Genomic DNA, 23,075 nt, shown 5'->3' on the forward strand with positions numbered 1-23,075 from the left:
TATAACAAAAAAGGCTGCCTTTATGCAGCAGCCTTTTTATATTTATACTTTCTGTAATATTATTGCAGACGGAACATTACCGGTACTGTATATTTTACACGTACTGGTTTACCACGCTGTTTACCTGGTTTCCATTTAGGCATTGTACCCAACACGCGTACGGCTTCTTTGTCCAATGATGGGTCAACACCACGCAACACTTCAATGTCAACGATTGAACCGTCTTTGTTAACAACGAATGCACAAACTACACGTCCTTGAATACCGTTTTCCTGAGCAATTACAGGATATTTGATATTCTTAGCCAAGAATTTCAACAAACCCTGCAAACCTCCATCAGGGAAGTCAGGCATTTCTTCTACGACTGTAAAGATCTGCTGTGCAGATTCTTCCTCTTCTTCTTCAACTACTGGAGCCACAAAAGTCTGAGTCTGAGCTTCTGTCTGGCTATCTTCTGAAGTTACGATTTCCTGCTGTTCCAACTCAACATCGTCATCTACAACATTCAACACTTCAGTTACAACTGGTGCTGGTGGTGGAGGTGGTGGTGGAGGAGTGTTTTCCGGTCTCGTAATTTCAATTTCCTCTTCAGCGATAATGTCTGCTACGCCTTCGTCAGCAGTCACAACCTGAATGTCGCGTGTTCCCCATTCGAAACCAACGAAAAGAACAGCCAAACCGACAACCATACCCATTAGGACACCCATCCCTTTGGTCTTCTCCAGGTCCGCTTTCGGTGATTTTTTAACTTCCATAAATATGTTTTATTTATTAAATAAAAGAATTAGCATTTATTCCTGACAAAAATACGAATAATTTTGAACATGCAACAATTTCGTATTCTTTTTTTGTTGTTTTAGCTGATAAAAATATACTATATAAGAATTTTCATTGATTATATATAAAAAACAAAGACACAGAAAATACAAAGGTTAATAGCCAATGCTAAATAAGCCCTGTATTTTCTATGTCTCTGTGTTATTATAATAATGTTCCGTAATACGAATTAGAACTCTGCGTTTTTCGGAGTACGAGGGAACGGAATCACATCACGGATATTAGCCATACCAGTCACGAACAAAAGAAGACGTTCGAAACCAAGACCAAAACCAGAGTGAGGCACAGTACCGAAACGGCGAGTATCCAAATACCACCACATATCTTTCATAGGTATTCCTAATTCTTCGATACGAGCAAGCAATTTGTCATAATTTTCTTCACGTTCAGAACCACCGATGATTTCTCCGATTTTCGGGAACAAAACGTCCATAGCACGTACTGTCTTTCCATCCTCATTCTGTTTCATATAGAATGCCTTGATTTCTTTCGGATAGTCAGTAAGGATTACCGGTTTCTTGAAGTGGTCTTCAACCAAATAACGTTCGTGTTCAGAAGCCAGGTCAACACCCCAGTAAACTGGGAATTCGAACTGCTTGCCATTTGCTACAGCTTCTTCCAAAATCTTGATACCTTCAGTATAAGTCAATCTTACGAATGAATCCTTCAATACACTCTGAAGACGTTCGATCAAACCTTTATCGAACATATCATTCAAGAATTTGATATCATCCATACAGTTATCCAAAGCCCACTGAACACAATATTTGATAAATTCTTCAGCAAGCTCCATATTGTCATTGATATCATTGAAAGCAACTTCCGGCTCAATCATCCAGAACTCAGCCAAATGGCGTGGAGTATTTGAGTTTTCAGCACGGAAAGTAGGACCAAATGTATAAATCTGACCTAATGAAGTAGCAGCCAACTCACCTTCCAACTGACCTGAAACAGTAAGACTAGCCTGTTTGCCAAAGAAATCACCGTCATATATGATAGAACCGTTTTCGTCCTTTTTCATATCATAAAGGTTCATTGTTGTCACCTGGAACATCTGTCCGGCTCCTTCACAGTCTGAAGCAGTGATAATCGGAGTATGGAAATAAAAGAAACCTCTATCGTGGAAGAACTTGTGAATAGCATAAGCCATATTGTGACGAATGCGGAAAATTGCACCGAATGTATTTGTACGAGGACGCAAGTGAGCAATCTCGCGCAAGAACTCCATAGAGTGTCCTTTCTTCTGAAGAGGATATGTGTTAGGATCAGCTGTACCGTAGATTTCAATTTCAGTTGCCTGAATTTCTACGTTCTGTCCTTTTCCCAGCGACTGAACCAAAACACCGTTTACACTGATACTAGCTCCGGTTGTTATAGGTTTAAGGAAATCTTCACCCAACTTTTCTACATCAACAACAATCTGAATATTATTAATTGTAGAACCATCGTTCAATGCAATAAAACTAACCTGTTTGCTGCCACGACGAGTACGCACCCAGCCTTTGACATTAACTGTAGAGCCATAAGCTTCGCTTTTTAGCAAATCTACAATTTTTGTTCTTTTTACTAATTCCATATTATTTCTGAAAATTGTAAACTGAAAACCGAAAGTTGAAAATCAAACGAGAGAAATCTCAGCTTCAATTTTCAACTTTCACATTTCAATTTAATAAGTTTTTTTATTCAAATGCACCCATTCTCAAGGCGTTCACTTCTTTTTCATTCAAATAGCGCCATTTTCCGCGAGCAAGATTCTTCTTAGTCAAACCTGCAAAGTAAACACGGTCAAGCTTAACAACATGATAGCCCAAAGATTCAAAAATACGACGTACGATACGGTTACGTCCTGAATGTATTTCTATACCAACCTGAGTCTTGTCTGTTTCGCTTGCATAGCTGATTGCGTCTGCATGGATTTCGCCGTCTTCCAATTCAAGACCGTTAGCGATTTTCTCCATATCTTCAACAGACACATTCTTATCCAACCAAACGTGATAAATCTTTTTCTTCTTGAATGAAGGATGAGTCAACTTTGAAGCCAAATCACCATCATTAGTAAGCAAAAGAACACCAGTTGTGTTACGGTCAAGTCGGCCAACCGGATAGATACGTTCCGTACAAGCATTCTTAACCAAATCCATAACTGTAAGTCTTTCCTGTGGATCGTCAGAAGTTGTAACACAGTTCTTCGGTTTGTTCAAAACGATATACACCTTGCTTTCGATATGTACTTCCTTATCATTAAACAATACAACATCAGAACGTGTAATCTTTGTACCCAATTCAGTTACCACTTCTCCATTAACTTTGACAGCTCCTTTCTGGATGAACTCATCAGCCTCACGACGAGAGCAAACACCAGCATTTGACAAGAACTTGTTCAAACGGATTGGTTCATTAGGATCAGCCAACACTTCCTTATACTTAAGCTGTTTCTGGAAATTATACTTAGCATTTGGATTATAGTCAGCAGTGCGACGTCCGTTATTGTTCGGACGACGGTTATTATTGTTTCCGCCCCTCATGTTTCCGCCATTGTTACGGCCATAACCACCACCGTTATTTCCATAACCGCCACGGTTGTTGCCATAACCGTTATTTCCATAACCATTATTATTTCCGTATGGACGTGACTGACGCATATTGTTTCCGCGCATATCATTATTATTATATGATACGCGAGAATCTCCTACACGAGGTCTTCTTTTCTTTACATTAGTATTATCAGCGCTTACAACATCTCCTTCAGGAGTTGCAGAATAAGCTCTTCCCGGTCTTTCATCATAATTGTTATTATTGAAAGACTGGCGATTGTTGTTGTAGCCACCATTATTGTATCCACCGTTGTTGTTGAATGAACGGTTTCCGTAAGACTGGCGGTTATTGTTGTAGCCACCATTCATATTGTTGCCATAGTTATTACGCTGGCGGTTGTTATTATTGTAGCCACCGTTGTTATAACCATAACCACCCTGGCGATTGTTCTGGCGGTCGCCATATTCGCCATACTGACGGTTGTAACCACCCTGAGCCGGACGGTTAAAACTTCTTCTTTCATAATTTCCTTCAGGTCGGTTATATCCCTGATTATAAGATCTTCTTTCACCTTCCTGCTCTGAATTTTCTCTTCTGATACCCGGCATCGCTTTTCTTGGACGCTGTTGTGCTTCGTCTCTTTCTTCTGTACTCATTGTTTTAGATTGAATAAAAAATTAATAATAATAACCTCACGGCTACCTGCTGTAAATTCAAAGAACGAAAACCGAGAATTGAAAAAGTCCTAGTTAATTTTGTATTATTACGGTTTTCTCAAATTATTCAATTCCCGATTTCCGATTCAAAAATTCACTTTACATTCCCGTATAATTATGTGGTGTTATCGCCTTCAATTCTGCTTTCACAGCATCACTCACCTGCAATGTATCAATAAAATCACTGATAGACTGCTGTGTAATACCTTCGTTTGTGCGTGTCAAAGCCTTCAATGCTTCGTATGGTTTCGGATAGCCTTCGCGACGCAAAATCGTCTGGATACCTTCAGCCACAACAGCCCAACATTTGTCGAGGTCTGCATATAAAGCTTTTTCGTTAAGCAACAACTTGCCTAAACCTTTCAGCATGCTCTTGAAAGCAATTTCGATGTGAGCCATCGGAACGCCTACATTACGCAAAACTGTAGAGTCTGTCAAGTCACGCTGCAAACGAGATACCGGCAATTTTGTAGCCAAATGCTCCAAAATAGCATTTGCCATACCCAAATTACCTTCAGCATTTTCGAAGTCGATAGGATTTACTTTATGAGGCATAGCTGACGAACCAACTTCACCAGCTTTAATTTTCTGCTTGAAATATTCCATTGAGATATACTGCCAGAAATCGCGGTTCAAGTCAATCAGGATTGTATTGATGCGTTTCAAACCGTCGAAGATAGCAGCCAAATTATCATAGTTGGAAATCTGAGTTGTCCACTGCTCACGCTGCAAGCCAAGCACATCATTCACGAAATGATTTCCGAATGCTTTCCAATCGTTCTCTGGATATGCCACATGGTGCGCATTGAAATTACCAGTTGCTCCACCGAACTTAGCAGAGATTGGGGTTGCCTTAAGCAAAGCCAACTGCTGTTTCAATCGGTAAACGAATACCATAACTTCCTTGCCCAAACGTGTAGGAGAAGCTGGCTGTCCGTGAGTTTTTGCCAACATTGGGATATTCATCCAGTCGTTTGCATAGCCTTCCAATGTATCAATCACTTCCTGCAATCCCGGATAATAAACATTTTCCAAAGCTTCTTTAATTGACAAAGGAACTGAAGTATTGTTGATATCCTGAGAAGTTAGTCCGAAGTGGATAAATTCATGGAATTTTTCAGCCAAGAAATGGTCTGTTTTCTCTTTGATAAAATATTCTACTGCTTTGACATCGTGGTTAGTTACTTTTTCGATGTCTTTAACGCGCAAAGCGTCCTCTTCCGAAAAATTCTGATAAACGGCACGAAGTCCGGCTTTGACTTCTTCCGTATTCATATCTGCCAACTGTGGAAGATATTCAGACAAGGTAATCAAATACTCTATTTCTACTCGTACTCTATACTTTATCAGAGCTAATTCTGAAAAATATTCGGCCAGATTTTCGGCCTTGTTTCTATATCGCCCATCAACCGGCGAAATGGCTGTAAGTGTTGATAGTAACATATATAAGTATTTAGTTCTTCAGTTTCTGAGTTTGCAAGTTTATAAGTTCATGTTTTAAATCAGCTAAAAACTCAAAAACTTATAAACTAATAAACTAACAAACTTACATTAATATATAATCGACGACAAAGTTAATGCTTTTATTGTATTTATTTATCTAAAGCCGTCAGTATTTGTGTTTTTTTCTTGTTTTTTTAAAGAAAATATACTCACCTAGTCCTACTGTCAAAAATTCGATGCTGATGGAATATTTTTTCCATATATTGTGAAACAAAAATTCCATATATTATGAAAATTTTGTTTCATATATTATGAAAAAAGTTTTTCAAGGCATAGAAATACGATGAAAATGTAAATATCTATACTACAACAATATAAGATTTTATACTTTTGCACAGAATCCAAAATTCAATTTTTTATCAAAAAAAGTTCGCTAAAAATTTGGAGATATAAAAAAAAGCCGTACCTTTGCACCGTCTTAAAGAGATAAGGCAAACAAAACTTAATGAAGTTTGAAAAGGGCGTTTAGCTCAGCTGGTTCAGAGCATCTGCCTTACAAGCAGAGGGTCGGCGGTTCGAATCCGTCAACGCCCACTTTTCAAAAAAGAAATCCGATTAATCGGGCGTTTAGCTCAGCTGGTTCAGAGCATCTGCCTTACAAGCAGAGGGTCGGCGGTTCGAATCCGTCAACGCCCACTTTCAAAAAAGAAATCCTAATTAATCGGGCGTTTAGCTCAGCTGGTTCAGAGCATCTGCCTTACAAGCAGAGGGTCGGCGGTTCGAATCCGTCAACGCCCACTTTCAAAAAGCAATCATCAAATTGATGATTGCTTTTTTTTATTTTCTATTTATCCAAAATAGATATTTCATTATCTCTTTTCCATAAAAAAGTATTAACTTTCCGCTCATAAAAACAACAAGCAAGACTTATCCATATTTAAATAAGCAAATACCATGAAACGTGTCATTACAAGCATAAGTTTCGCCATTGGCATTGCGTGCTCCTGCATCAATTCGGAAGCATGCACCTCAATAATTATAACAGGCAAAGCAACTCCGGACGGAAGACCGCTGATGTGGAAGCACCGCGACACCAGTGTGGATTACAATCATATTGTATTTGAAAAAGGAGAGAAATATAATTTCATCGGGCTGACCAACAGCAATAACGACGGAGATATATGGATGGGCACAAACGAATGTGGTTTCTCAATAATGAACACAGCTTCATACAATCTCAAGGACGATGATGTGGAAGTTATGGACCACGAAGGAAAAGTTATGAAACGCGCACTTGAGATTTGCAAAACAGCCGGAGATTTTGAGAATTTCCTGGACACACTCTCCCGCCCTATGCGTGTGGAAGCAAACTTCGGCGTGATTGATGCTCACGGTGGTGCAGCTTATTATGAAACGAACAACACACGCTATTACAAGAAAGACGTAAACGACAGCAGTCTGGCTCCGGAAGGTTATATGATTTATACTAACTTCTCGTTCGAAGGCCGCAAGGACGAAGGTTATGGCTTTGTAAGACACGAAAGCGCAAAGAAGATTTTCAATGATATGAAAGAAAAGGGATTTACTCCGAAGAATATATTCTCTGACGCTTCTGCGTCTTTCTATCATAGCATGATGAAAATAGATTTGAAGAATCCGGAACAGAGCCCTAACAAACTTACTTCGGGCTGGGCTGTTGAGCAGGATTTTATTCCAAGGCACGAAAGTACGGCTTCAATCGTAATACAAGGCGTTAAAGAAGGTATGAATCCGGAACTTACAACAATGTGGACTGAGCTTGGTTATCCTCCTGCTGCAATTGCCGTTCCTTTGTTTGTAAAAATGGGAGAAAATCTTCCTAAAATGGTTTCGTATGACGAGAAATATAAAACTGCTCCTCTGTGCTACTATTCCACAGAAGTAAAAAACAAGGCTTATCCTATACACAAAGGCAATGGACAGAAATATATACATTGGGAATCGTTCTGGAACGACAATGGCAGCGGTTCTCTGCAGATAATCGAGCCTTTCAGGGGAAAAGTCTATGATATGTTCCAGTCATGCCAGAATGAATGGGGAAGCAAATCTCTGGATTTGGATAAAATATATTCGATTTATCAAAAAGCTGAAACTGTCATCAACGATTGTTACAGTAAATTGTTATAGTCTCGTTGAACTCAACTTTCTGTTAACGAGTTGACAAGAGTATTTTGAAGTGACATTAATTTTTACAACTTAATATCTTGAATAATATGAAAAAGACCTATTGTGTTATCAAACAAGCATTATGCCTTGTGGCATTTGCTCTTTTGGCTGCTTGCTCGTCATCGCCGGAAGGAGAATTGCTTGGAAGTTCCACTGACAAGAACTGGAACTGGGAAGGAAATGTTGAAGTTAAAGATGGTGTTGTATCAGTTTCCCCAAACACGCAAATGATTCTTGCTTCGGGTAATTACAAGAATTTCGAGTTGGAAATGGAACTACAGACTGTGGACAACGGCAAAGGCTATATTCAGTTCCATACGGACAACACACTATCAAAAGGATATAAAATTGCTATAAACAACGACCGCAACGACCAGCAGTGGTGGCGAATGACAGGCAGTCTTTTGTCTGTACGCAACCTAACAAAGAGTTTTGCACGCGATAATGAATGGTTCAAAATGCGTCTTCACGTTAACGGACAGAATATAGCCGTTTATATCAATGACAATCCGGTTGTGGAATATGTTGAACCGGCACAGCCATATCGTATCTCACCAAATGATAATGCACGCGTTTCAAACGGAACTCTTGCCGTTGTAAGTAATGGAGAGGGAAAAATACAATTCAAATCAATGAAGGTAACTTCTTTGCCGGAAAACCAGGCTGATGCAGATTTCCCGGTTGTTGCTCTTGACGAGCAGAAAGACCCGATTATCAAGTTGCATCAGGAAGATTTCCCTGTATTGGACTATCATGTTCATCTGAAAGGAGGTCTTACAAAAGAAAGAGCTGCTCAGCAGTCACGACAGACTGGTATAAATTATGCCATCGCTCCTAACTGCGGACTTAAATTCCCGGTAACTACAGACCAGGACATCTATAATTTCATCGACACTATGCGCACACAGCCTTTCATCCTTGCTATGCAGGCTGAAGGACGTGAGTGGCTTACACTTTTCTCAGAAAAAGCTCGCGGCGAATTCGACTATATATTCAGCGATGCTCTTACATTCTTCGACAATAAAAACCGTCGTACTCGCCTTTGGATTAACGACGAAGTATGGATTGAAAACGAAGAAAAATATATGGATTTGATTGTGGAAAAAAGTTGCGCAGTCATGGAAGAACCTATTGATATATTCGTAAATCCAACTTTCCTGCCGGAACAGATGAACGACCGTTACGACCAGTTCTGGACAGACGCCCGTATCGACAAATTTGTTGCAGCTTTGGTTAAAAACGGAAAAGCTCTGGAAATAAACGAACTTTATAAAATTCCGAGCAAGAAGATTATCATGAAGGCTAAGGAAGCCGGCGTAAAATTCACTTTCGGCTCAAACAATGTAACTCCAGATGTCAGTGATTTAGGTTACAGCCTGAAGATGAAAGAAGAATGCGGACTGACTGCGGAAAATATGTATAAGCCAAAGGTTAAGAGATAAGTATGAGGGAACAAGTTGACGAGGGAACAAGTTGACAAGGTCAGAACACCTGTAATTTCACGAATTATTATCCAAAAATCTTGTTAACTTGTCTTCTTGTCAACTCGTTTCCTGATATCATTTTAACCATATCTGTCGAGTAACTTACAGAACTAAAGTAATAAACAAATATATTCATGAAAACAATCCTCCTAATATCCACTTTTATGGTGTGCGCTTTTGCTGGAGCTCAGCAAAGCCAAAAGCGTTCTCTCCAATTTATAGTAAACAAGGAGGGAAAACTGACTGCTGTTCCGAAGTTTAGCGAACCGGAAGAAATTTACATCCCCGAAGCTTCATATAAAACTTATACACCATCAAATGTTATGATGGAAAAGATAAATCTGGAACAGAAAAACTTCACATCTCCATATTTGCCTCTGTTTGCAGAAAGGCCAATGGATATGAATGTTCTTTCGGAAGCGTACGAACCTTTCTTCAACGTATATACTCCTATGTTGAGAAGAGTTTCGCCTATGGCGTTGGATTTCGATGAATATGCTATCTATCCAGTTGGAGTAAACGGTGCATTTATGGTTAACGGACGGCAACTCTCCTGGCCTGCAATAGGCGGATTAACAACAGCTGAAACAGCTATTGCATGGACAAATGAAAGACTGACCATCAGTGGAGGTATTTTTGCAGGACGATATTACAGTCCTTATGTAAGTTCTCCCGGATTTATAGGAGGAATCAATATAAATACAAGATACGAAGTGAACGACTGGCTCGCACTACGGACATGGGGACAATATTCTCACTCCAACAATAATGGTAAAGACCCATTTCTGCAGATGAATCCATTGCTGAATCAGACTAATATAGGAGGAGCTGTAGAATTCAAAGTTGGCGACAATGTAGGTTTCGGTATTGGCGTGAACTTCCAAAGAAATACTTTCAACAACCAGTTTGAAAGACAATATATTTTCTATCCTAATTTCGGAGCAGGAAACGATAATATCAAATTTGGAATAGGTGGAGGAAGATAATAGAAAAAGTTAACAAGGCTTCAGAGACAAGTTAACAAGGTCAAAACACCTGCAACTTTACAATTTATCATCTAAAAACCTTGTTAACTTATCTTCTTGTCAACTCGTCAACTTGTCAACTTGTTATCTAAAATTAAGCTTGCGAAACTCGAACAAACTCACAAACTCACAAACTTAAAAACTTACAAACTCAAATCAATACGGACGGAAACCGATAATCTGACGAACTTCGTTCAAAGTTTTAGCTGCACTTTCACGAGCTTTTTCAGCCCCCATGCGTGCTACTTTAGCAAGAAGCTCTTCGTTGTTTCTGATATCAAGTATTTTTTCACGAATAGGAGCGCAGAAATTGTTGATATCTTCGGCCAACTGTTTCTTCATATCGCCGTAGCGAATTTCACAATTGTTGTACTTTTCGTTGAAGAAATCATATGTATCCTTTGAAGATACGATTTCCATCATTGTAAACAAGTTGGCGATTGGTTCCGGCTTTACACTGTTAGGTTCAGTTGGACCTGAGTCAGTGACAGCTTTCATAACCTTTTTCTTTATAGTCTTTTCGTCGTCGATAAGATAGATTGCATTTCCTTCGCTCTTACCCATCTTTCCTGAACCATCCAATCCCGGAACTTTAACAGATTTGTCACCCAAGTGGAATGATGCAGGTTCAACGAAATATTCAACGCCATAAATCTGGTTGAAACGGCGGGCAAACTTACGTGCCATTTCCATATTCTGCTCCTGGTCCTTTCCTACCGGAACTTTAACAGCTTTATGAATAATAATATCCGAAGCCATCAATGTCGGGTAAGTAAGCAAACCGGCATTAACATTATCCGGCTGTTTGCGCACTTTCTCTTTAAATGAAGTTACACGCTCCAATTCACCAAGATAAGCGTTCATATTGAGATAAAGATATAGCTCAACAACTTCAGGAACATCACTCTGAATATATATCGTAGCCTTCTCAGGATCGATACCACAAGCCAAATATTCAGACAATATAGTTTTAACACTATTTCGAATATTATCCGGATGCGGATGTGTTGTCAGAGAATGCCAATCAGCAATAAAGAAAAAGCAATTGTATTCATTTTGCATTTGCAAAAAACTCTTTACTGCACCAAAGTAATTTCCCAAATGGAGATTACCGGTCGGACGGATTCCACTTACTACTGTTTCCATTGTTATTTATATAGTTTATAATTCATTGTTTCTCAAAACCATTCTCCAGAATCAAACATTAAACTGGCAAAAAGTTGTTATAACAATATTGGTTTACTTTCACTTTAAAGATAAACAAGTAAAACCATATTCAAATAGGTGCAAATATAGTGAAAGGTGAGTGGAGAGCAAAATAAAAAACTTGTTTTTGATTTTGCTATTCCGAACCGCATCCTATATTATCCAAATATAGTGAATAAATGTATTAAAAACAGAAAACCAAAGAAAACAACAGCACAAAACATTATATTTGCCTATGAACTAAATTTTCAAACTTGTTATGAGAAAGATTTTATTAATTTCACTTGTGGTAGCTTTCCTTTCATCTTGCCAAACAAAAGAATCATATATTAGCAATCTGAACGAATTCATTGAAGACGTAAAAAATGACTGTGCCAACTATACAGAAAAAGATTGGGAAAAAGCAGACAAAAAGCTTGAAAAATTAACAAAAGAGACATACAAGGAATTTGCAGAAGAGCTATCGTTTGATGAAAAAAAGGAAGTTGCAAAGTGCCAGACAGTATATGCTGCATTGAAAGCAAAAGCCGGAATAAAGAATTTGAGCAAAAACATTGAAGAAGCAGCAAAGAAACTTGATGAAGCAATGAAAGAATAAAGCTCTTTTCAAATAAAAAACTTCAAGTATTAAACTTTGAGGTTTCCATAAAAAGCATTATCTTTGCACAAATTTATGAGGAATATACATGAATAGAAAACATTACACGTACAAACAATCTGTTTCTGCCGCTCAGAAGTCGGAGATGGGGTATTTATTTTCTATTTTCACGATATTTATTAGGTAATATTAAATGCGTTAGTTATTTTTACTAGCGCATTTTTTTTGTGTTTCCATCATACAACGATAATATTGTAATATATAATTATACATAAACAAAACATTCAAATTACTATGTCTAGATGCGGTATTAAAAAAGTGATTGTTCTTGGCTCCGGTGCTTTGAAAATCGGACAGGCTGGAGAATTTGACTATTCTGGTTCTCAGGCTTTGAAAGCTCTGAAAGAAGAAGGTATCAGCACAGTGTTGCTAAACCCTAACATCGCTACAATCCAAACGTCAGAAGGAGTGGCAGACAAGGTTTATTTCTTGCCTATCACACCGTATTTCGTAGAAGAAGTTATCAAGAAGGAACAACCTGACGGTATCCTGTTGGCTTTCGGTGGCCAGACTGCGCTTAACTGTGGTACAGAACTTTACACAAGCGGAACTTTGGCTAAATATGGCGTTAAGGTTTTAGGAACTTCTGTTGAAGCAATCATGTACACAGAAGACCGCGACTTATTTGTTAAGAAACTTAACGAAATCGAAATCAAGACTCCAGTAAGCCAGGCTGTTGAAAACATGGATGACGCTGTTGCTGCTGCACATAAGATCGGTTTCCCGGTTATGATCCGTTCGGCTTATGCTCTTGGCGGTATGGGTAGTGGTATATGTAAAGATGAAGCTGAACTGCGTGAGTTGGCAGAAAGCGCATTTGCATATGCTCCTCAGATTCTTGTTGAAGAATCTCTTAAAGGTTGGAAAGAAATCGAATTCGAAGTTATCCGCGACAAAAACGACCATTGCTTCACTGTTGTAAGCATGGAAAATGTTGACCCACTTGGTGTTCACACTGGTGAAAGTATCGTTGTTGCTCCAACTTGTTCTTTAACAGATGCAGAGCTTAAGATGCTTCAGGATTTGTCTATCCAGACAATCCGCCACTTGGGTATTGTTGGTGAATGTAATATACAGTATGCATTTAACTCAGATACAAACGACTATCGTGTTATCGAAGTTAACGCTCGTTTGAGCCGCTCTTCTGCTTTGGCTTCAAAAGCATCTGGTTATCCTTTGGCTTTCGTTGCTGCTAAATTGGCACTAGGCTACGGATTAGACGAAATTGGAGAAATGGGAACTCCGAACTCAGCATACAAGGCTCCGGAAGTTGACTATATGATTGTTAAGATTCCTCGTTGGGACTTGACTAAATTCGCCGGTGTTGACCGTAAAATCGGCTCAAGCATGAAGTCTGTCGGTGAAATCATGTCAATCGGTAAGAGCTTCGAAGAAATCATGCAGAAAGGTCTTCGTATGATCGGTCAGGGTATGCATGGTTTCGTTGGAAACAACGACCTTGAGTTTGAAGACTTGGATTATGAATTGGCTAATCCTACAGACTTGAGAATCTTCGCTGTTGCTAAAGCTTTGGAAAGCGGCTATACAGTTGACAGAATTCATGAACTTTCAAAAATCAACCAGTGGTTCTTGAACAAACTTAAGAACATCGTTGATTATACAAAAGTATTGAGCCTTTACTCTAAGATTGAGGATCTTCCTGAAGATGTATTGAGAGAAGCTAAACGCTTAGGTTTCTCTGACTTCCAGATTGCCCGTTATGTAGAAAATCCGGAAGGAAATATGGAAAAGGAAAATATCCGTGTCCGCTCATTGCGTAAGAAATTAGGCGTATTACCAAGTGTTAAGCGTATCAACACTGTAGCTTCTGAACATCCGGAATTGACTAACTACTTGTATTTGACATACGATGGTAGCGAACATGATATTCCTTATTATCATACAGAAAAGAACGTTATCATCCTTGGTTCTGGAGCATACCGCATCGGTTCTTCAGTTGAGTTTGACTGGTGTTCAGTAAATACAGCTCAGACTGCAAGAAAACTTGGATATAAGGCTATCATGATTAACTACAACCCTGAAACCGTATCTACAGACTATGATATGTGTGACAGATTGTATTTCGATGAATTGTCATTCGAACGTGTATTGGACGTTATCGACCTTGAAATGCCTAAGGGTGTTGTAGTTTCTGTTGGTGGTCAGATTCCAAACAACTTGGCGATGAAGCTTCACCGTCAGCAAGTTCCAATCCTTGGTACATCTCCATTGTCAATTGACCGTGCAGAAAACCGTCACAAGTTCTCTGCAATGCTTGACTCACTTGGCATTGACCAGCCACGTTGGGCAGAGTTGACAAGTATGGAAGAAATCGATGCTTTCATTGAAAAAGTTGGTTTCCCTGTATTGATCCGCCCATCTTACGTTCTTTCTGGTGCAGCAATGAATGTTTGCCACACTAAAGAAGAAATGATTGAATTCCTTGGCTTGGCAGCTAAAGTGTCAAAAGAATTCCCGGTTGTTGTTTCTGAATTCTTGCAGGGAACAAAAGAAATTGAATTTGATGCTGTAGCTAAGAACGGTGAAGTTGTTGAGTATGCAATTTCTGAACATGTAGAGTTTGCCGGCGTTCACTCAGGTGACGCTACTTTGGTATTCCCAGCTCAGAAGATTTACTTCGAAACTGCGCGCCGTATCAAGAAGATTGCAAAAACTATTGCAAAAGAACTTAACATCAGCGGTCCGTTCAACATCCAGTTCTTGGCTAAGAACAACTTCGTGAAAGTAATCGAATGTAACTTGCGTGCTTCACGTAGTTTCCCATTCGTTTCAAAAGTATTGAAACGCAACTTCATTGAAACTGCAACACGCATTATGCTTGATGCTGAATATACAAAACCAGATAAGAGTGCATTTGATATTGACTGGATTGGAGTAAAAGCTTCACAGTTCTCATTTGCTCGTCTTCACAATGCAGACCCTGTTTTGGGTGTTGACATGAGTTCAACAGGTGAAGTTGGATGTATCGGAGATGACTTCAACGAAGCATTGCTTTCATCAATGATTGCTGTCGGCAACAAGATTCCTAAGAAAAATATCCTTGTTTCTTCTGGAGCAGCTAAGAGCAAAGTTGATTTGTTGGAACCATGCCGTGTTCTTGACAGTAAAGGTTACACAATTTATGCAACAGCAGGAACTGCAAAATTCTTGAATGATAACGGAATCAAAGCAACTGCCGTTTGCTGGCCGGACGAAAACGGTGATTTGAACATTATGGATATGTTCAGCAACCACGTATTCGAACTTGTTGTAAATATTCCGAAAGATCATTCAAAACGCGAATTGACTAACGGTTACAAGATCCGCCGTGCTGCTATCGACCATAACATTCCATTGATTACAAATGCAAGATTGGCTAGCGCCTTTATCAATGCATTCTGTGAAATGAAGATGGAAGATATCCAGATCAAGAGCTGGCAGGAATACAAATAAGAAAGTTGACGAGGATTCAGAGACAAGTTAACGAGAGAAAGAGTTAAATCAAAAACAAGTTTTTTATTTTGCTCTGCACTTGCCTTTGCTTATCTTTGCAATATAAATCTGTAGCGACAGGTTAACAAAAGCCTGTCGCTATTTTTATCTTTATTCTAATGCGTTTTTGGTGTAAAATATTATGTGCTGTGTTTTTCAATTTTCTTACCATTAATAATTTTATTAAGGGTGAAGAAAACATGTCCGTTTTTATACAAAACTACACCATAAACGAATATAATGCCAGTTGCCAGAATTGGGGATTGGCAGTCTCTCCCGACGGTATTTTATACGTGGCAAATAATTCCGGGCTTCTTGCTTTTAACGGCAATAGTTGGAAACTCTACAAAATGCCTGACAACAGTGCTATATACAAAATAAACTACAAGGATAATAGAATTTATACTGGAGGCGAAACTACAGACGGATTCTGGACTAAAGATGAATTCGGAGAAATGAATTTCACTCCATATGAAGGGAAATATCCTGACACAATATTTAACAAAACATATAGAGAGGTCAATATTCCAAAAGAAATTGAAGACTGTAAAACAAGCGTATTAGCAACATCAAAGAATCTTAATTTCATCGGAACAGAAACTGACGGACTATATATTACAAACAATGAGAACAAAATAATTTATCATATTTCAACACAAAACCAGTTGCAAGACAATGTGGTAAGAGATATCTGTGTTCAGGACGAAAGCCTTATTTGGCTTGCACTTGATAACGGTATTACACAAATCGACATAAATCCGCCTCTTTTTATGCTCGGACGCAGAAGTGTTATCGGCCAATTGCAACAAGCTAAACTCAAAGATGATATTCTGATAATCAAAACGAACCGTGGATATTTTAAAAGGACATTAAAACCTAACGATGTTTTCGTTCCTGCCGAAAATGAAGATACAACAGAACTTCTTCAAACAGTAGGAAATGAAAATAATAGAATAAGTGATTTCACTTTCAACCAATCAGAATCAGAAACAATCCTGCTTAATCCTCAAGCAATATACAATGCATCTGAAAATTTATATTGGATTATAAACAATAATGAAGCAGGACTCATAGATTTCGATGAAAGTAATAAAACTATATTAAAATGCAGGTTCTTATTTGACAATTATAATCTTAATCTGGCTACACGTGGCCAACAAATTATTTCGTTAAACGATTCACTTAGCGCAGTATCAACAATGCAAGGAGCTTTCCTTCTTGACACTAGAAAAATAATATCAAATTCTATAAGTCTGACTATGCCATCTTTTAGTCAAGTGAATTATGTTGACAAAAGAGGTATTCATCAGCTACAACCGGATACGAATTTTATTTCTCTTCCATATAATTTTCAAGAGCTCAACATTTTTGTTGAAACTACAATATTTACACCAAATCATCAGTTCAGTTATAAACTTGAAGGAGTATCTGCAGGATGGTCAAAATGGCAAAATGATGGAAAAATATCATTTCTGCAATTGCCAGAAGGAACTTATGAACTGAAAATAAGGAAATACGTTACTAAAGGTCCTTTCCCAGAGATTTCTATGATTATTGAGGTAAGGCCACCTTGGTACAATACTATATGGGCATATATAATATATATATTAATCCTATGGCTTATTATACAATCGGCTTTACGTTACCATCTGAGAAATCTTAATAAAGAAGAAATGGCTCAGAAGGAAAAAGAAAAACAGCTAGAAGAGCGCAAACTGGAACAACTGAAAAACGAAATGCTGGAAAAAGAACTGCAAAACAAGAACAATGAACTCACTTTGCAAACTTCAGCTTTAGTAAAACGTAACCAGGCAACTCAAGCTATACTTGATGAATTTGAAAAACAGAAGGAACTTCTTGGTGACAGATATCCTAATAAAATGTATAACAAACTTCATGCACTCATGGAAGATGCTTTGGAAAATCAGGCAGATTGGCTTCTTTTCGAATCTTATTTCAACAGTGCACACCAGAATTTCCTTGATAGATTGAAAACTCGTTTTCCGGATATTACAACTGGAGACTTAAGAGTATGCTGTTTATTAAAAATGAATCTTTCCACAAAAGAAATAGCTTCACTTATGAATGTATCTGTTAGAGCAATTGAACTGAGAAGATACAGATTAAGAAAGAGATTAGAACTGGATAACGAAACAAACCTTGTAGATTTCTTGATGAAATTCTAGAAATCTACATGCACTTTTCATATTTCAAACACACTTTTCAAAATTTAAATTTCTAGAAAATTTACACTAATAAACTACTATGTATAAACATATTACACTCAAATAAAAAGTAAATGAGAAAGTAATATAGCATACATCATTTATAATATTTTTACTTGCGCAATATATGTTGTAGCAATTTTATTGACTAATAAAATTAATAATATTTGATTTGCATTGTAATCTTTAAATCACGACAGGGAAACATGGATAAACACGGAATTGAAGAAGTATTGAAACATCTCAAAAAAGATGGAATTTCACGCCGCCATTTCTTTCAGATATTGGCTGCAAGCGGTTTGTTATCACTCGTAAATACAGAAAAAGCTAATGCTTTTTCAAGTAATGCGAAAGGAAAGATTGTAATAGTTGGTGGAGGTGCTGCCGGAATTGCTATGGCTGCAAGATTGAAAAAATGGCTTTCTAATCCAGATATTACATTAATAGATCCTAGTGACAGACAATTCTATCAGCCGGGATTTACACTGATAGCTTCAGGTGTTTATGAACCGGATGAGGTTTGGAAAAAGCAGGAGGATTGTATTCCTTCCGGCATCAAATGGGTTAAAGATTCCGTTGTTTCCGTTGATCCCGTCTGGAATCAAATAGAAACCAAGTCAAACGGAAAAATAGCATATGATTTCCTTGTTCTTACACCAGGGTTGCAAATAAACTGGAGCCAGGTGGAAGGAATGTCATACGAACAGCTTGGTACAGGTAACGCACATTGTATCTATGATTTTGAAGGAGCTCAGAAAACATGGAAAGCAATGAGTGAATTCGCTAAAAAAGGTGGTCGTGGTATTTACACAGATACCTACACCAAACACAAATGTGGTGGAGCTCCTAAAAAAATATGTTTGCTAACTGAGGACTATTCACGCAAACAAGGAACAAGAGATTCTTTGGAATTGAAATATTTCAGTGCCGAAAAAGCTCTTTATGATGTCAAATTCTTTACTCCAAGATTATTGGAAATATACAATGATAGAAATATTCCAATAACTCTCAACACAAGATTGAAAGGAATTGACACAGCAGCTAAGCAGGTTCATTTTGAAACCATCATAAAAAATGGAGATGAAAAGACAGTTACAACATCTGTTGAAGATTATGATTTCTTGCATTTCACTCCACCAATGTCTGCTCCAGACTTTGTAAAAGAAGCAGGACTTGGATTCTCAGAAGGTAAATTGGCCGATGGCGGATGGGTTATGGTAGACAAAGAAACTTTAGTTCACCAGAAATACCCGAATATAATTTCTCTTGGTGATGTCGCAGGTTTGCCAACAAGTAAAACATCTGCTGCTGCAAGAGTTCAGGTTCCTATCGCCGCTAAGAATCTGATTTCATTGATGGAAGGTAAAGAACCTGTTGAAAAATATAACGGCTATGCTGCATGCCCTATCGTTACAGACTACGGTCATGTTCTGTTATGCGAATTCGACTATAACAAAGAGCCTATGATTTCGTTCCCGTTCTCAATGCTCGATATGTCGAAAGAACAATGGGCTGCATGGTTATTAAAAGTATATGTGCTTAAACCTTTATATTTCTACGGAATGCTTAAAGGTCTGGCATAATTAAGACGAAACAACTCCCTTTATTTTATATGCTAAACTAAAATTAAAACTCAAAAACAAAAAAGCCAGAACTTTAATTCGAATCCCGGTCCTGATAAGTCCGGGATTCTTTTTTTATACAATAAGTTTCCAACCTCAAGTTTCACCACACACCAATCCCTTTAATTCCCAGCGATATATTGTGATTCCACGTGATTTTCACACCTCACCCATCCCACTCCTGTATAACGGATGCTTTGACGACGCAATATTTACAATTTTCTTTTCCTCACGCAGACGCCTTAACTGCCTTATCGCAGTAGAACACGTCAGCTTGCACAGTTGCTGGAATTGCATACGGGTAATCGTTTCGTATTTTTTGAAATATTTAGCCAGCAATGCATCAATTTCCTCATTTGTATAGCTTTTGGAATGCAGATTGTCTTTTTTCTTTACCAGCGAAACCGTTTTCAGTTTATTCCTTATTTTCATGCTCGGCCGGAAAGCTATGGATTTGAATTCTATTGATTCAGAACGAATCTCTTTGCTGGAACGGACAGCCGGACATTTCAATGTCATATGGAAAGAGCCGATTCCGTCAAGCTGGACAGAATATCCTCTGGCAAGTTTTTCGGCTGTTATATCGGCCAATGCTACTAAAGCAGCTGCTACATCTGACTTGGTCAGACTGCAACGGTTTTGGATTTCCTCTGCCAAAGATTCACTGTCAATAGTTCCTTTTGGAACAACTCTCGCATGATAGCGGGTTCCTTTCTTACTATCCGACGGTTTCGGATTGGTGTAAAAATCATAATTTACAGACATAAGGCTTAAAAGTTTTTCTTAGGTATCGCAAGATGATTGTTAGTTGACAAGATACGAGTTAACGAGTCGAGCTTGCGAAACTTTAAATAATTAATCTATAGGTTCTCAAAAACTATCTTAATCACAGTTGTGACTTAATCTCGCCACAAGTGTGATTTAATTTCGCCACATCTGTGACCTAATTAAATCACGGCTGTGGCGAAACTAATTATTCAGAGCAAATTTAGGAAAAAATAGTATTTATACAATAGTTATGTATGATAAAAATATCTGACGATTTTTCCACTCAAATATTTGGAAACCCACAAGTTAGGCTATTATTTTCGCATCACAAAACAAATAAATTTATAAATATGGAATACCTTAAATTATTGATTGAAATTATTACAAAAGTTTTGAAACAAACCAAGTCCTACCCTATCAAAGCCAATGATTTTGAGACATGCAGGATAGAACAGTCCAATGCCAAACACTCAAAAACAGCTGTGATGCTCAAATCTTTAGAGGATTTTCTGCAAGGGAACTACGAATTTCGTTTCAATCTGCTCAGTGAAACTACAGAGTTCAGGAAATTGACAGACAACGGTGAAAAGTTCAAACCTGTGACGCAACGCGACCTTAACAGTTTCTGCCAATCCGCACAACAGGCAGGAATAGAATGTTGGGACCGTGACGTGGCAAGGTTTGTCAACTCCAACAAGACAAAGGATTATCATCCGTTCACTTCATATATGGAAAATCTTCCAGAGTGGGACGGACGCGACCGCATTGCGGAACTTGCCAAAAGAGTATCCGACAAACCGCATTGGATCAAAGGTTTTCACCGCTGGATGCTGGGCATGGCTGCCTGCTGGATGCAGACTGATAAGAATCACGCTAACAGTGTGGCACCTATTCTGGTCAGCCGAAAACAAGGAATGCATAAATCCACATTCTGCAAACTGATAATACCGGAAGAACTGCGCGCTTATTATACCGACAGTGTGGATTTGAACGCCACCGGCGCAATAGAGCAGAAACTTGCTCTTTTCGGTCTGATTAATATTGATGAATTTGACAAAATTCCAGAGGGCAAGCATCCGCTTCTGAAAAATCTTATGCAAATGTCTGAGCTTAACATAAGAAAGGCTTATCAGAAAAACTTCAGACCTCTGCCCCGCATTGCTTCATTTATCGGAACATCAAACAGAAAGGATTTGCTGACCGACACCACAGGCAGCCGCCGTTTCCTTTGCGTTGAGATTGAGAATAAAATAGATATTTCTCCAATAGATTACAATCAACTATACGCCCAATTGAAAACAGAAATCCTTTCAGGCGAGCGTACGTGGTTTACAACGGATGAAGAAGCAGAAATTCAGCAGTCCAACCTTGCTTTCTACAAACAGAATGTCGAGGAAGAGTTATTCTTCTCAGGTTTCCGCCCTGCTGAAAAGTCCGGTTCCGGCGAACTTCTTTCGTCTGCTGAAATTTTACGCCGACTGCGCAAACGCAATCCTGCTGCAATGCGTGGCATTACACTCAGAGCTTTCAGCCGTTCGCTATCTCAGATTGGGATTAAAAGGGTTCATACGAGGTATGGGAATGTTTATGAGGTGGTGGAGGTGTGAAAGGTATTTTTAACAAAATGAGGTCTTTGACATATTTACATACAATCTTTTTAGCGTTTTTTCTCTTTTTTATGTATTTTTGAAGAAATAATATTCTCTAAGAGCGTTGCATTGAAAAAAAACGTATCTTTGTAATTGTCGGTGGGGAGAAATCCATTACGACATTATGAAAGCGTTTTTTGCTATATCCTAACAATCGAAATCGCCAATTTCAAACGAAAGGGATAGAATAATGCAATGCTCATTCTGTTTTTGTATGTATCAATGGGGATGCAACCGTGAGGTTGTGTCCGCATTATTTATACATATCCAACAGCGTGAGAATATTGTTTCTTCGTCCATTTTTCGTGAGGTGTTTGGCGATACCTGATTGTTGATGGGCAGGACAAGGTCTCACGCTTTTCTTGTTTAATCGAATGAATACCACGTTTTTGGAGGCTTTGTGGTGTGGGGAAAGAATAAATTTATGTTTGATATTATTAATAATACAACGGTAAATAACAATTCTACACCAAGAGATGAAGTTGTAGAGCAACATCGTTTTATATATCAAAAAGCTATTGATGCTTACCAATATCATGTTAATCGTTACCACACTTGGATGAATTATTACGCATTATTTAATGGTGCTTTGTTAGTCGCTTTCTGTACGTTGCTTTGTGCCACTACACAAATAATAGGCGGTAAAGGATCTTTTGAAACAGAAAAAGTTGTATTGGAAGGCGGTGGTATGTTTTTAAGCAACAACTATGAATGTCTGCAAGTTCTGATTATTGCCTTAGGTATATTAACTAGCTTTATGTGGTTGCTGAGTATTTTAGGACATCGAACTTGGACTTTAAGCTGGATGTCTCTTATATGTAAATATGAAAGAGAATATGGATTTGATCCATTATATAGAATGGTAATATTAAAAAATAAGTATAATCCTAATAATAAGGATGGTATTTCATTAAATGGTTATTTTAGAACGATATATATACCTGAAGGATTTTCTACAGATAAGTTAACCATCATATTTGTGTGGGGAGTTATCCTATCATGGTATTCTGTTTTGCTGTATCTCTGTATTCAAACTCTTATACCATGGTGTACTTTATGGATAATTATATTAACACCTATTATTTCAAAAGGTCTTGTATGTCTTCTTCGATGTTGTAATTGTGATCTCTTAGATAGATTTTTATACACCGATGTTAGAGATAAGGACAGAAGTTTCCAAAACTAACAATATAACATAAAACTAATTTCA

At 38.1% G+C, this 23,075-nt stretch carries 15 protein-coding genes and 3 tRNA genes; 12 read left to right on the top strand and 6 right to left on the bottom strand.

Annotated features, from left to right (window positions below; all coding sequences use genetic code 11):
- Positions 1-59: 59 nt before the first annotated feature.
- The 4 genes from ACYIAR_RS07445 to purB all read right to left on the bottom strand — a co-directional run bounded on the left by ACYIAR_RS07445 (position 60) and on the right by purB (position 5,531).
- Positions 60-755 (bottom strand): energy transducer TonB, encoded by a 696-nt coding sequence (locus tag ACYIAR_RS07445; RefSeq protein ID WP_480333142.1) that lies wholly within the window; start codon positions 753-755, stop codon positions 60-62.
- Between the two features lie 251 nt (positions 756-1,006).
- Positions 1,007-2,413: an asparagine--tRNA ligase gene (gene asnS / locus ACYIAR_RS07450; protein ID WP_480333144.1), complete on the bottom strand. Its 1,407-nt coding sequence runs from the start codon at positions 2,411-2,413 to the stop codon at positions 1,007-1,009.
- Positions 2,414-2,516: 103 nt separating this feature from the next.
- On the bottom strand, positions 2,517-4,028 hold the full coding sequence (locus ACYIAR_RS07455; RefSeq protein WP_480333146.1) for a pseudouridine synthase: 1,512 nt from the start codon (positions 4,026-4,028) through the stop codon (positions 2,517-2,519).
- Between the two features lie 159 nt (positions 4,029-4,187).
- Positions 4,188-5,531 (bottom strand): adenylosuccinate lyase, encoded by a 1,344-nt coding sequence (gene purB / locus ACYIAR_RS07460; RefSeq protein WP_480333148.1) that lies wholly within the window; start codon positions 5,529-5,531, stop codon positions 4,188-4,190.
- A gap of 519 nt (positions 5,532-6,050) precedes the next feature.
- On the opposite strand from purB, the gene ACYIAR_RS07465 reads away from it, so the two are divergent.
- From ACYIAR_RS07465 to ACYIAR_RS07490, 6 genes are all read left to right on the top strand, one after another.
- Positions 6,051-6,125 (top strand) — tRNA-Val (locus ACYIAR_RS07465).
- Between the two features lie 27 nt (positions 6,126-6,152).
- Positions 6,153-6,227 (top strand) — tRNA-Val (locus ACYIAR_RS07470).
- A 27-nt stretch (positions 6,228-6,254) separates the two neighbouring features.
- Positions 6,255-6,329, top strand: a tRNA-Val gene (locus ACYIAR_RS07475).
- A gap of 156 nt (positions 6,330-6,485) precedes the next feature.
- The gene (locus tag ACYIAR_RS07480; protein ID WP_480333150.1) at positions 6,486-7,697 is read left to right on the top strand and encodes a C45 family peptidase; all 1,212 of its coding nucleotides are present in this window, start codon (positions 6,486-6,488) and stop codon (positions 7,695-7,697) included.
- Between the two features lie 86 nt (positions 7,698-7,783).
- The gene (locus ACYIAR_RS07485) at positions 7,784-9,178 is read left to right on the top strand and encodes a 3-keto-alpha-glucoside-1,2-lyase-like domain-containing protein (RefSeq protein WP_480333152.1); all 1,395 of its coding nucleotides are present in this window, start codon (positions 7,784-7,786) and stop codon (positions 9,176-9,178) included.
- Between the two features lie 176 nt (positions 9,179-9,354).
- Complete coding sequence (locus tag ACYIAR_RS07490; RefSeq protein ID WP_480333154.1) at positions 9,355-10,206, top strand: hypothetical protein; 852 nt, start codon at positions 9,355-9,357, stop codon at positions 10,204-10,206.
- A 195-nt stretch (positions 10,207-10,401) separates the two neighbouring features.
- Here the strand turns inward: ACYIAR_RS07490 and trpS are convergent, their stop codons facing one another.
- Complete coding sequence (trpS, locus tag ACYIAR_RS07495; protein WP_480333156.1) at positions 10,402-11,391, bottom strand: tryptophan--tRNA ligase; 990 nt, start codon at positions 11,389-11,391, stop codon at positions 10,402-10,404.
- Positions 11,392-11,710: 319 nt separating this feature from the next.
- Here trpS and ACYIAR_RS07500 point away from each other — a divergent pair, with 319 nt between their 5' ends.
- The 4 genes from ACYIAR_RS07500 to ACYIAR_RS07515 all read left to right on the top strand — a co-directional run bounded on the left by ACYIAR_RS07500 (position 11,711) and on the right by ACYIAR_RS07515 (position 19,409).
- Entirely contained in the window at positions 11,711-12,049 is a 339-nt protein-coding gene (locus ACYIAR_RS07500; RefSeq protein WP_480333158.1) for a DUF6565 domain-containing protein, read from the top strand.
- A gap of 294 nt (positions 12,050-12,343) precedes the next feature.
- Complete coding sequence (gene carB, locus ACYIAR_RS07505) at positions 12,344-15,562, top strand: carbamoyl-phosphate synthase (glutamine-hydrolyzing) large subunit (RefSeq protein WP_480333160.1); 3,219 nt, start codon at positions 12,344-12,346, stop codon at positions 15,560-15,562.
- A gap of 239 nt (positions 15,563-15,801) precedes the next feature.
- Positions 15,802-17,787, top strand: a complete 1,986-nt coding sequence (locus tag ACYIAR_RS07510; protein ID WP_480333162.1) for a ligand-binding sensor domain-containing protein — start codon at positions 15,802-15,804, stop codon at positions 17,785-17,787.
- Positions 17,788-18,032: 245 nt separating this feature from the next.
- Entirely contained in the window at positions 18,033-19,409 is a 1,377-nt protein-coding gene (locus tag ACYIAR_RS07515) for an NAD(P)/FAD-dependent oxidoreductase (RefSeq protein WP_480333164.1), read from the top strand.
- A gap of 198 nt (positions 19,410-19,607) precedes the next feature.
- Here the strand turns inward: ACYIAR_RS07515 and ACYIAR_RS07520 are convergent, their stop codons facing one another.
- Positions 19,608-20,213, bottom strand: coding sequence for an HU family DNA-binding protein (locus ACYIAR_RS07520; protein WP_480333166.1), 606 nt, complete (start codon positions 20,211-20,213; stop codon positions 19,608-19,610).
- Between the two features lie 353 nt (positions 20,214-20,566).
- Here ACYIAR_RS07520 and ACYIAR_RS07525 point away from each other — a divergent pair, with 353 nt between their 5' ends.
- On the top strand, positions 20,567-21,823 hold the full coding sequence (locus tag ACYIAR_RS07525) for a VapE domain-containing protein (protein WP_480333168.1): 1,257 nt from the start codon (positions 20,567-20,569) through the stop codon (positions 21,821-21,823).
- A gap of 466 nt (positions 21,824-22,289) precedes the next feature.
- Positions 22,290-23,051, top strand: a complete 762-nt coding sequence (locus ACYIAR_RS07530) for a RipA family octameric membrane protein (protein WP_480333170.1) — start codon at positions 22,290-22,292, stop codon at positions 23,049-23,051.
- The last annotated feature ends 24 nt before the right edge of the window (positions 23,052-23,075 follow it).

Source organism: Parabacteroides sp. KHUB-01 (assembly GCF_056640935.1).

What these genes read in the sequence shown, in the direction of transcription:
- ACYIAR_RS07530 (WP_480333170.1), top strand. Translation starts at nt 22,290, where the DNA reads ATGTTTGATATTATTAATAATACAACGGTAAATAACAATTCTACACCA.
- ACYIAR_RS07490 (WP_480333154.1), top strand. Translation starts at nt 9,355, where the DNA reads ATGAAAACAATCCTCCTAATATCCACTTTTATGGTGTGCGCTTTTGCT.
- ACYIAR_RS07485 (WP_480333152.1), top strand. Translation starts at nt 7,784, where the DNA reads ATGAAAAAGACCTATTGTGTTATCAAACAAGCATTATGCCTTGTGGCA.
- asnS (WP_480333144.1), bottom strand. Translation starts at nt 2,413, where the DNA reads ATGGAATTAGTAAAAAGAACAAAAATTGTAGATTTGCTAAAAAGCGAA.
- ACYIAR_RS07480 (WP_480333150.1), top strand. Translation starts at nt 6,486, where the DNA reads ATGAAACGTGTCATTACAAGCATAAGTTTCGCCATTGGCATTGCGTGC.
- ACYIAR_RS07445 (WP_480333142.1), bottom strand. Translation starts at nt 755, where the DNA reads ATGGAAGTTAAAAAATCACCGAAAGCGGACCTGGAGAAGACCAAAGGG.
- trpS (WP_480333156.1), bottom strand. Translation starts at nt 11,391, where the DNA reads ATGGAAACAGTAGTAAGTGGAATCCGTCCGACCGGTAATCTCCATTTG.
- ACYIAR_RS07525 (WP_480333168.1), top strand. Translation starts at nt 20,567, where the DNA reads ATGGAATACCTTAAATTATTGATTGAAATTATTACAAAAGTTTTGAAA.
- ACYIAR_RS07510 (WP_480333162.1), top strand. Translation starts at nt 15,802, where the DNA reads ATGTCCGTTTTTATACAAAACTACACCATAAACGAATATAATGCCAGT.
- ACYIAR_RS07520 (WP_480333166.1), bottom strand. Translation starts at nt 20,213, where the DNA reads ATGTCTGTAAATTATGATTTTTACACCAATCCGAAACCGTCGGATAGT.
- ACYIAR_RS07515 (WP_480333164.1), top strand. Translation starts at nt 18,033, where the DNA reads ATGGATAAACACGGAATTGAAGAAGTATTGAAACATCTCAAAAAAGAT.
- carB (WP_480333160.1), top strand. Translation starts at nt 12,344, where the DNA reads ATGTCTAGATGCGGTATTAAAAAAGTGATTGTTCTTGGCTCCGGTGCT.
- ACYIAR_RS07500 (WP_480333158.1), top strand. Translation starts at nt 11,711, where the DNA reads ATGAGAAAGATTTTATTAATTTCACTTGTGGTAGCTTTCCTTTCATCT.
- ACYIAR_RS07455 (WP_480333146.1), bottom strand. Translation starts at nt 4,028, where the DNA reads ATGAGTACAGAAGAAAGAGACGAAGCACAACAGCGTCCAAGAAAAGCG.
- purB (WP_480333148.1), bottom strand. Translation starts at nt 5,531, where the DNA reads ATGTTACTATCAACACTTACAGCCATTTCGCCGGTTGATGGGCGATAT.